The following is a 9,970-nucleotide window of genomic DNA, read 5'->3' on the forward strand; positions in this document are numbered from 1 at the left end:
CGTTAAGGTACCGCCATGCGGCTGACCAACGTCGCGCACCTGCGGCTACCCTTTGGACGACTCTGGGGCTACGACGTCTCGGTGTCTGACCTCGGCCGCCGGCTCCCGGTGTCCTTCGACCAGCGCATACACGTTGGTGCCGGCGCACGACCCGGCTCCTGGATGGCTCTGTCCATTCGGTTGCCGGCGGGGGTCAGCCGCCAATCGTTGGCCGATGCGTGGCTGGCCGTGATCGCCCGCCACGGCACCCTGCGAACGGCATTCACACCCGGGGCGGACGGCGATCCGCAACTGCATGAGATCGATATTCACCCAGGCCAGTGGGTAGAGCACGAGATCGCTGCGGGCCAGGCGGTCAACGACGCACTGCGAGTGGTTCTCAATGCGACGTGCTCGCCCTATCAGCGGCCCTCACATCGATTGTGTGTGCTGGAGACTGCCGCCGGATTGACGGTGGTGATCGCCGCCGACCACGCCCACGTGGACATGTGGTCAATGCTGGTGATTGCGCGGGACCTGTTGTCGATGCTCGCCGACGCCCGGATCGGACGTATGCCGTCGCCGCAACCGCCGCCGGCATTTGTCGTGCACACGCAGGCATTGCTGGACCTTCCCGCGGCACCGGAACGCGTGCGCGCGCGATGGGCACAAATCATCAGCGACAGCGGTGGGGTGATGCCACGGTTTCCGCTGCCGTTGGGTGAGTCCGGGCCGCATCCGGAACGCGTTGAAGTGCGTGACGTGTTCGATGTCGATGACGGCGCCGCGTTCGCCGCGCAGGCACGCGACGACGGTGTCTCGACGCTGGCACTCGCCGTGGTCGCCATGACCGCGGTGACCCGCGAGTTGGCCGGGGCGCCGCTGCGCGCGGTCTTCCCCGTGCATAGCCGATTTGAAGACAAATGGCACGACTCGGTGGGCTGGTTCATCACCAATTCGGTCCTGGAGTCGGCGGTTGCCGAGCCCCACGCCGCGGCCACCGCCGTCAAAGAGGCCGTGCAGCTTGGTTCCTGGCCGCTGGCCGACGTACTGGCTCCGTGGGGTGGAATGCCCATCGCGCCAGGCATGTTCGCGATTTCCTGGCTGGACCAAAGCAGACTTCCGGTGCGCATCGACTCGGTCGGACTCGACGCCCAGTATGTGAGCGCGAGCGTTGACACCGACGGCGTCATGCTCTGGTTCATCCAGGACGAGTCCGGGCTACATCTGCGATGCCGCTACCCGGATACCGCGGAGGCACGAACCAACGTGGGGGCGTGGCTGGACCTGTTGGTGGCGCGCCTACAGGCACTGGCGCAGTCCTCGGTTCGGGGACTGCTGCGGGTGGCGGGCCGCACATATCGTGTGCAGCGCGCGACGCGCGAACACGTGGGGGTGATCGCCCAGCTGCTCTCCGACGACGAATTCGGTCAGGAACGCGAAGCCGCCGAACTCGAACGCTACGAGGCGGCCTACGACATCGTCGTTCGCGACCGATCCAACTACCTCGGCGTCGTCATGAACGGTTCCGACATGGTCGTCGCGACCGTGCAATTGACGATCATTCCCGGTCTTTCCCGCGGCGGCGCCACCCGGCTGCAGATCGAGGGATTACGGGTCGCCAAAGCCGAACGCGCACAGGGTCTTGGTACTGCACTCGTCGAGTGGGCACACAACTACGGCCGAGCGCACGGCGCACAGCTGGCGCAGGTGACCACAGACGAGGCTCGCGAACGGGCTCGGGCGTTCTATCGCCGGCTCGGGTACCACGCCGCCCACGTCGGGCTGAAACGCACCATCTGAGTCCGGTTTATCCGCGGTCAACGTTTCAGCGTGCGTGATGGCGTAGTCCCCGATTGTCTGTGCACCAGTCATTTCCGTTTCGCGGCGGTGTACGTGCCGTCGGCGCGGGCGGCGCTGTTCTGGAATCTGGAAGGCGTCAAGACCATCCATATCTACGACAGCAGCGCGGCGGTATTTCCCAAACCGGCAGCTGCTCAACGCCAACCGGTGACCTGGCACCGCTGGCCACCCGGCCGGCGCTGACCCCGTAAGGCCTAGGGCGCGACCGAATATCGCGGCGAGGGGCCGGGGGATCCGACGAGCAGGCTCGCGACGTCCGCGAGCGGCCGGGGCCGGGCAACCAGCTCCCCCCAGGGAAACCGATCGTGCGTCGCCCGCAGAAAGCTCAGCGCCGCACTGAGGTGCCGTGGCTCGTAATTGTGCACGCCGAAGATCGACAGCTGCCGGCGAACCACGTGTTCGGGGTCGAGCGCGATGGCGGCGTCGGGGGCGACCGAACCGGCGAGGACGGCGACGCCCTGACTGTCCAGCGCGGCCAATCCGGCCTGCAAGGCCGTCGATGAGCCGGAGAACTCCAGCAAGACGTCGCAGCTGTCCACGTCGGGTGCCGATGCCGCCTCGTCGGTCGCGCCGAATTGCCTTGCCAGTTGCCTTCTTTCGGCGCTGGGATCGACCGCCGTGACCACGGAAGCGCCGGCCGAGGCCGCCGCCGCGACAGCGCTGAGTCCGAGCATGCCGACCCCTACGACGATGACCCGCCTGCCGGTCAGCGGCCCCGCGCGGTCGATCACCGCCGTGACCGTGGCCGTCGCGCAGGCGGCGGGAGCGGCGACGGCGTCACTGAGGTCGTCGCCGACGACCGCGATCGCCAAGTTGCCGGGTAGGAAGACATATTCGGCATAGGAGCCGGACAACGCCCAACCCGAGTCGAGCGCTTCGTGCCCGGCCTTGCGGACAGTGCGGCATTTGGCGGTCACTCCGGCGCGGCAGCGGTCACAGGTTTGGCAGGGCAGCGTGACCGACCAGATGACGCGTTGCCCGGGGTGTAGGCGCTGGCCGTCCACGTCGCACCTGCCCGCTTGTCCGACGGCGACGATCTCACCGACGGCCTCGTGGCCGAGAATCGACGGGCACGGTTGTGCACGACGGCCGCTGACGGTGTGCCGGTCGCTGCCGCACACGGTGGCCAGGCGCACCCGGACGAGGACGTCGGCCGGTCCCAGCGGCGGCACCGCCACGCGCTCGACGGCGATCCGGTCGCCGCCCCGCCATACCGCCGCGGCGGTGGCGTCGATCCGTCGGTCGACGGCTGTGCCGGTCATGGAGCGCTCATCGCCACCGGGCGCACGCCGAGCAGGCCGGGTAGATCGGCCACCGACGGCAGCAGGTGGGTGTGCCGGTGGGCACCGAGTTCGTTGGCGTCGCTGGCTCCCGAGAGGACGCCCACCACCAGCGCGGCACCGGAGTTGGTGCCGGCTTGGAGGTCGCGGGGGGTATCACCGGCAACCAGGACGCGCGCCACATCGGTCACGCCCAGCCGTTCCATGGCGCGAAAGATCATGTAGGGCGCGGGGCGCCCGGCGGCCACATCGCTGCCGCAGACGACGGTGTCCGCCACCGCGTCGTCCATCCATCCGAGCGCCGACAGCAGCGATTCGACGATGATGCGGTCGAATCCCGTTGTCAGTGCGACCTTTACGCCGCGCCCGCGTAACGTGGACAGCGCCTCCAGGACCCCCGGCAGCGGGCGCGGCGGGTGATCGGCGTAGGCCGTGCTGAGCCGGGCCTGGAAATCGTTGACCACCACTTCCAGCTCGCCCGTGCTCGGGGGCGTTCCGGAGCGGGAGGCGAGCAGTTCACGCAGGGCTTCGTGCTTCGAGGCGCCGTGCCAGCGGGTGATTTCGGCCTCCGACGGTGCTGCCCCGTGGGCTCGCGCGGTCTCGGCGAGCACGCGGTAGACCTGCTGACCGTCGTCGATCGTGGTGCCCGCCATGTCCAGGACCACGATTTCGGGCGCGAAGATCGTCATGAACTCGGCTCCTCAGGGCTTGGCGTTGCGGCTCAGGGCGCAGCGCGCGTCAAGGGTGTTTTCGAGGGTGAAGCTGACCAGTCCCGGCAGGTACCGGTCGTCGTGGTATTCGAGGACTTCGCCGTCCGGGCTGCGGGTGGTTCGCTGCTGACGCAGCAACGGAACCCCCTGAGGCACACCGAGGTGCCGCGCGTCCAGCGCGTCGGCGGCCACCGCGTCGATCACATGGGAGGCCCGGGCGAACTGCACGCCCTGTGAAAGCAGGTACGCCCACAGGGATCCCGAATCGCAGTCGAAGTCGAACAGGCGCCTGCCGACGTGCTCGACGAACACCGCTCGCTCGAGCATCGCGGGCTCGTCGTCGAGGTAGCGCAGCCGCAACACCTCGACGACCGGGGCGTCGATGTCGACGTGCAGCACCGAGGCGGCGTGCTGGTCGGCCCGCCGCAGCGCCAGCTCCAGGGTCCGCTGCCCGGGCGTGCGGCCGATCGAGTGCGCCCACGCCGAATACGACAGCAGCGTGTCGAAGGGCTGTCCGGTCGCGGCGGAACAGACCACCGGCGGTTTGCCGCGCCCGCCGGCGATTACGCCCTCGGCGCGCAGGGTGGCCAGCGCCTGGCGCACCGGTCCGCGCGACGCGTTCCACTGTTGGCACAGCCGAGACTCCGACGGAAGCGGCGCACCGACGACCAATTCACCGAGCCGGATCTGTTCCCTCAGGCTGTCGGCGATGACCTCATGCAATGCGATTGCCACGACTTGACTATACATGTGTGTCCGGGGCTCCGACCTGCGAATCAGTCTGTCGGTTAAGAGAATATGAACATCCGCTGCCCAATCCGTTCCTGCGTTGACAGCTACTGAACCGCTGCCGGAGGGTCCTTGTAATGACAAGTCGGCGCCCTTGGAATCGGAGCTCCCATGACTGACGTCGCCAACAACCAGAGCGTCGGAAAGTCCATCGACGACGCCCAACTCGGCGTCTTCCACTTCAAGGCCGCGGCGACCGCCGGTGCGGGGTTCTTCACCGACTCCTACGACCTGAACGTCATCGGCTCAGTGACGCTGCTGGCCGCACCGCAATTCCACCTCGGCGGCGGTCAGATCTCGATGCTGACAAGCTCGACGCTGCTAGCGGTCGCAGTGGGCGCAATGGTGTTCGGCCGGCTCGGCGACCTCTTCGGCCGCCGGCGCGTCTACGGGCTCGAAGCCGTGCTGATGATCATCGGAGCCCTGGTGTCGGCATTCGCCCCGAACTTCACGGTGTTGTTGGTCGGCCGGCTCATTCTCGGCGTGGGCATCGGCGGCGACTACCCGGCCAGCGGCGTCATCATGACCGAGTACGCCAACGCGCGAAATCGTGGCCAGCTCGTCGGCCTGACGTTCCTGTTCTACGTGTTCGGTCAGGTCTGTGCCTATCTCGTCAGCCTGCTGGTCCTCGCGGTCGGTGTCGACAACGGTCTGGCCTGGCGAGTGATCCTCGGGCTGGGCGTGCTGCCGTCGGTGCTGGTTCTCTACCAGCGTCGCCACATGCCGGAGTCGCCCCGTTGGACGGCCGAGCATGGCGACGAGCGGCAGGCGCGCCATGACTTCGAGAAGTTCGCCGGAGCGGGCAACGAAACGTTTACGGCAGCAACGGTTTCCAAGGCTTCGATCGGTGGGCTGCGCTTGGCGTCGACGAATCGCAAGGTGCTCATCACTCTGCTGGGCACCGCCGGAAGCTGGTTCTTCTTCAACGTCGCGGTGTACGGCAACTCGGTGAGTCAGCCGCTGTTGATCAAGACCATCAGCCCGCACGGCTCCACGTTGTCCAACATCGCGCTCAACGCCGTGCTCGTTGTCTGCTTCAGCCTGGTCGGCGCCATCGCCGGGCTCTTCGTTCTCGACCGATGGCCCCGGCGTCGACTCCAAATCGTCGGCTTCACGCTATGTGCGTCGGCCATGCTGTTGATCACCGTGGTGCCGAGCCTGAGCAGCGCCGTCCTGCCCTTCGGGATCGTCTTCGGACTCTCTCTGTTCGGCATCGCGTTCGGTCCGAACTACACCACCATGCTGTTGGCCGCCGAGTCGTACCCGACCACCTTCCGCAGCAGCCTGCACGGCCTGTCGTCGGGCGTCGCCAAGGTGGGCGCATTCGGGGGAGCGCTGGTGGTGCCGCTCGTCCTCGCGTCTTCGGGGCTACGGGCCGTGACGCTGCTGGCGTTCGGTTGCTACATCGCGGCGATCGCGACGACATTCTTGCTGCCGGAACCCCGTGGCCGCGCGCTCGACGAGGTCAGCGACCGGTTGAGGCCCAGGCCTTCGGCGAACGCCACTTCGCGACAACGGCTCTCGCCGGAGCCGCTCACCGCATGACGTGTGAGGAGAACCGCATACCGCCTGGCTTGTGCCCACTGTGGGACCCGTTCGCAAGCGCGCTGTTCGAGGGGGTGCCCCCGGCAGGATTCGAACCTGCGGCCTTCTGCTCCGGAGGCAGACGCTCTATCCCCTGAGCTACGGGGGCGCATGGAGATCATGATGCGCCAGGTGGGCCCAGACAGACTAACGCATCGCGGTGACCGCTCGACCACCGCAATGGATTCGGGGCGCGGGCACCTCAGCCAATAGGATGGACGCTTGTGACCCCCGCTGACCTCGCTGAGCTGCTCAGGAGCACCGCTTCCGCGGTGCTGGCCGAGCGCGGGCTGGACGCTGCCGCCCTGCCGGCGACGGTCACGGTGGAGCGGCCCCGCAACCCCGAGCACGGCGACTACGCCAGCAACCTGGCGCTTCAGCTGGGCAAGAAGGTCGGCGCCAACCCCCGCGAGTTGGCCGGCTGGTTGGCCGAGGCGCTGTCACGGGCCGACGGAGTCGCCTCGGCGGAGGTGGCCGGGCCGGGCTTCATCAACCTGCGCCTCGAGGCGTCGGCGCAGGCGGTGGTCGTCAACAACGTCATCGACGCCGGCGACACCTTCGGCCATTCCGACCTGCTGGCCGGCCACAAGATCAACCTGGAGTTCGTCTCGGCCAACCCCACCGGGCCCATCCACATCGGCGGCACCCGCTGGGCCGCCGTCGGCGACGCGCTGGGCCGGTTGTTGAGCACCCAGGGCGCCGCCGTCGAGCGCGAGTACTACTTCAACGACCACGGCGCCCAGATCGACCGTTTCGCCAACTCGCTGATCGCCGCCGCCAAGGGCGAACCGACGCCCGAGGACGGCTACGCCGGCGCCTACATCAACGACATCGCCGCGCAGGTGCTGGGCAAGGCGCCCGACGCGCTGAGCCTGCCCGCCGCCGAGATGCACGAGACGTTCCGCGAGATCGGTGTCGACCTGATGTTCACTCACATCAAGGAGTCGCTGCACGAGTTCGGCACCGACTTCGACGTCTACACCCACGAAGACTCGATGCACACCAGCGGCCGCGTCGACCAGGCCATCGCCCGGCTGCGCGAGACCGGCAACATCTATGAGAAGGATGGCGCAACCTGGTTGCGCACCAGCGCCTTTGGCGACGACAAAGACCGCGTCGTGATCAAGAGCGACGGCAAGCCGGCCTACATCGCGGGTGACATCGCCTACTACCTGGACAAGCGGCAGCGCGGCTTCGACCTGTGCATCTACATGCTCGGCGCCGACCACCACGGCTACATCGCCCGGCTCAAGGCCGTGGCCGCCGCGTTCGGTGACGACCCGGCCCACGTCGAGGTGCTGATCGGGCAGATGGTCAACCTGGTCCGCGACGGCGCGCCCGTCCGGATGAGCAAGCGGGCCGGAACTGTGATCACCCTCGACGACCTGGTGGACGCGATCGGCGTCGACGCGGCGCGCTACAGCCTGATCCGCTCCTCGGTCGACACGCCGATCGACATCGACCTGGCACTGTGGTCGTCGGCGTCGAACGAAAACCCGGTCTATTACGTGCAATACGCGCACGCCCGGCTGTCGGCGCTGGCCCGCAACGCCGCGGAGCTGGGCCTGGTCCCCGACACCGGGCACCTCGAGTTGCTGAGCCACGACAAGGAGGGGACGCTGCTGCGCAGCATCGGGGACTTCCCCCGCGTGCTCAAAACGGCTGCGTCCCTGCGGGAGCCGCACCGGGTGTGCCGTTACCTGGAAGACCTGGCCGGCGACTACCACCGGTTCTACGATTCGTGCCGGGTGTTGCCCCAGGGGGACGAGCAGCCCACCGACCTGCACACCGCGCGGCTCGCGCTGTGCCAGGCCACCCGCCAGGTCATCGCCAACGGGCTGACGATCCTCGGCGTCACCGCTCCGGAGCGAATGTGAACGTGCACCCCGCCGGTCCTCGGCACGCCGAAGAAACCCGGCACCCCGATAGCACGCCGCGGCCGCAGTCGCCCGACGAGCTGCTTCGGCTCGCGCCGAATGTGTGGCCGCGCAACATTCTTCGCGGTGACAACGGAATAGCCAGCATCGCGGGGATCCCGGTCACCCAGCTCGCCCAGGAGTACGGCACCCCGCTGTTCGTCATCGACGAGGACGACTTCCGGTCTCGCTGCCGCGAACTCGCGACGGCCTTCGGCGGCGGCCAGAACGTGTGTTACGCCGCCAAGGCCTTCCTGTGCACCGAGATCGCCCGCTGGGTCGACGAGGAAGGCCTGTCGCTCGACGTGTCCACCGGCGGCGAGCTCGCCATCGCGCTGCACGCCGACTTTCCGCCCGAGCGGATCACGTTCCACGGCAACAACAAATCCGCCGCGGAACTCACGGCGGCGGTCAAAGCCGGTGTCGGGCATGTCGTCCTGGACTCGATGACCGAAATCGAGCGCCTCGACGCCATCGCGGCCGACGCCGGCATCGTTCAGGACGTCTACGTCCGCCTCACCGTCGGGGTCGAAGCGCACACGCACGAATTCATCTCCACCGCACACGAAGACCAGAAGTTCGGGTTGTCGGTGGCCAGCGGCGCGGCGATGGCCGCGGTGCGCCGGGTGTTCGCCACCGACCACCTGCGCCTGGTGGGCCTGCACAGCCACATCGGTTCGCAGATCTTCGACGTCGACGGCTTCGAGGTCGCCGCGCACCGCGTCATCGGGCTGCTGCACCAAATCGTCGACGAATTCGGCGTCGACAAGACAGGTCAGATCTCGACCGTCGATCTCGGTGGGGGGCTGGGGATTTCCTACGTGGGCACCGACGACCCGCCGCCGGTGGCCGACCTGGCGGCCAAGCTGGCGGACATCGTCGGCAACGAGTCGGCGGCCGTGGGATTGCCCACCCCGCGACTGGTGGTCGAGCCCGGACGCGCCATCGCCGGGCCGGGCACCATCACGCTGTACGAGGTGGGCACCGTCAAGGATGTCGACGTGAGCAGCACGGCCCAGCGCCGCTATGTCAGCGTCGACGGCGGCATGAGCGACAACATCCGCACGGCCCTGTACGACGCGCAGTACGACGCCCGGCTGGTCTCACGCGCCAGCGACGCACCGGCGACGCTGGCGCGGATCGTCGGAAAGCACTGCGAGAGCGGCGACATCGTCGTCCGCGACGCGTGGGTGCCCGACGATCTGCAGCCCGGTGACCTGCTCGGGATCGCCGCGACCGGCGCGTACTGCTATTCGCTGTCGAGCCGCTACAACATGATCTGCCGTCCGGCGGTGGTGGCGGTGCGTGCGGGCCGGTCCCGCCTGATCCTGCGCCGCGAGACGGTCGACGATCTGCTGAGTCTGGAAGTGAGGTGAACGGTGCCCCGTGACGAAAAGCCTGTGGGCGTAGCGGTGCTCGGGTTGGGCAACGTCGGAAGCGAAGTTGTCCGCATCATCGAGGGCAGCGCCGACGATCTCGCGGCTCGTGTCGGCGCGCCCCTGGTGTTGCGCGGCGTCGGAGTCCGGCGGGTCGCCGCCGACCGCGGCCTCGAAATACAGGTCGACGTGGGCGTTTTCGGCGGCCTGCGCCAGCTCCCCGGTGGAGGTCGCCAGCAGCGCCTTGTTCGCGGTGACGACCGACTTGCCGTGCTCGAGCGCGCGCAGGATGGCCTTTCGCGCCGGTTCCACCGGCCCCATCAACTCCACGACGATGTCGACGTCTTCGCGGGAGACGAGCTCCTCGACGTTGTCGGTGAGCAGCTCGATCGGAACGCCGCGGTCGGCGGCGACCCGCCGGACTCCGACGCCGCGCAACACCAGGGGCGCGCCGACACGAGCCGCGAGATCCC

Annotated in this window: 8 protein-coding genes, 1 tRNA gene and 1 pseudogene; 5 read left to right on the forward strand and 5 right to left on the reverse strand. The window is 68.2% G+C overall.

Annotated elements, in window-relative coordinates; translation table 11 throughout:
* Positions 1-15 precede the first annotated feature (15 nt).
* Positions 16-1,782, forward strand: a complete 1,767-nt coding sequence (locus tag A5704_RS16185) for a GNAT family N-acetyltransferase (protein ID WP_067747682.1) — start codon at positions 16-18, stop codon at positions 1,780-1,782.
* A gap of 30 nt (positions 1,783-1,812) precedes the next feature.
* Positions 1,813-2,025 (forward strand): hypothetical protein, encoded by a 213-nt coding sequence (locus A5704_RS28405; RefSeq protein ID WP_156737688.1) that lies wholly within the window; start codon positions 1,813-1,815, stop codon positions 2,023-2,025.
* A gap of 11 nt (positions 2,026-2,036) precedes the next feature.
* Here the strand turns inward: A5704_RS28405 and A5704_RS16190 are convergent, their stop codons facing one another.
* From A5704_RS16190 to A5704_RS16200, 3 genes are read right to left on the reverse strand one after another with little or no spacing between them, the layout of a single operon-like run.
* Positions 2,037-3,104, reverse strand: coding sequence for a zinc-binding dehydrogenase (locus A5704_RS16190; RefSeq protein ID WP_067889868.1), 1,068 nt, complete (start codon positions 3,102-3,104; stop codon positions 2,037-2,039).
* The gene (locus tag A5704_RS16195) at positions 3,101-3,811 is read right to left on the reverse strand and encodes a phosphonatase-like hydrolase (protein ID WP_067782021.1); all 711 of its coding nucleotides are present in this window, start codon (positions 3,809-3,811) and stop codon (positions 3,101-3,103) included. The genes A5704_RS16190 and A5704_RS16195 overlap by 4 nt, the downstream gene beginning before the upstream one ends.
* A gap of 12 nt (positions 3,812-3,823) precedes the next feature.
* Positions 3,824-4,567, reverse strand: a complete 744-nt coding sequence (locus A5704_RS16200) for a GntR family transcriptional regulator (RefSeq protein WP_082954887.1) — start codon at positions 4,565-4,567, stop codon at positions 3,824-3,826.
* 165 nt (positions 4,568-4,732) lie between these two features.
* On the opposite strand from A5704_RS16200, the gene A5704_RS16205 reads away from it, so the two are divergent.
* A complete protein-coding gene (locus tag A5704_RS16205) occupies positions 4,733-6,166 on the forward strand; it encodes an MFS transporter (RefSeq protein WP_067889874.1) in 1,434 nt (477 codons plus the stop codon).
* Positions 6,167-6,241: 75 nt separating this feature from the next.
* On the opposite strand, the gene A5704_RS16210 is transcribed toward A5704_RS16205, so the two are convergent.
* Positions 6,242-6,314, reverse strand: a tRNA-Arg gene (locus A5704_RS16210).
* Positions 6,315-6,429: 115 nt separating this feature from the next.
* Between A5704_RS16210 and argS the strand changes: the two genes are divergently transcribed.
* Both argS and lysA read left to right on the forward strand, forming a co-directional pair.
* A complete protein-coding gene (argS, locus tag A5704_RS16215; protein WP_067889877.1) occupies positions 6,430-8,082 on the forward strand; it encodes an arginine--tRNA ligase in 1,653 nt (550 codons plus the stop codon).
* The gene (lysA, locus tag A5704_RS16220) at positions 8,079-9,497 is read left to right on the forward strand and encodes a diaminopimelate decarboxylase (RefSeq protein ID WP_067783883.1); all 1,419 of its coding nucleotides are present in this window, start codon (positions 8,079-8,081) and stop codon (positions 9,495-9,497) included. The genes argS and lysA overlap by 4 nt, the downstream gene beginning before the upstream one ends.
* 90 nt (positions 9,498-9,587) lie before the next feature.
* Here the strand turns inward: lysA and A5704_RS29810 are convergent.
* Positions 9,588-9,970: pseudogene (locus A5704_RS29810) on the reverse strand (homoserine dehydrogenase); the annotation flags it as partial.

This window comes from Mycobacterium sp. E735, assembly GCF_001666955.1.
Taxonomy (GTDB): Bacteria; Actinomycetota; Actinomycetes; order Mycobacteriales; family Mycobacteriaceae; genus Mycobacterium.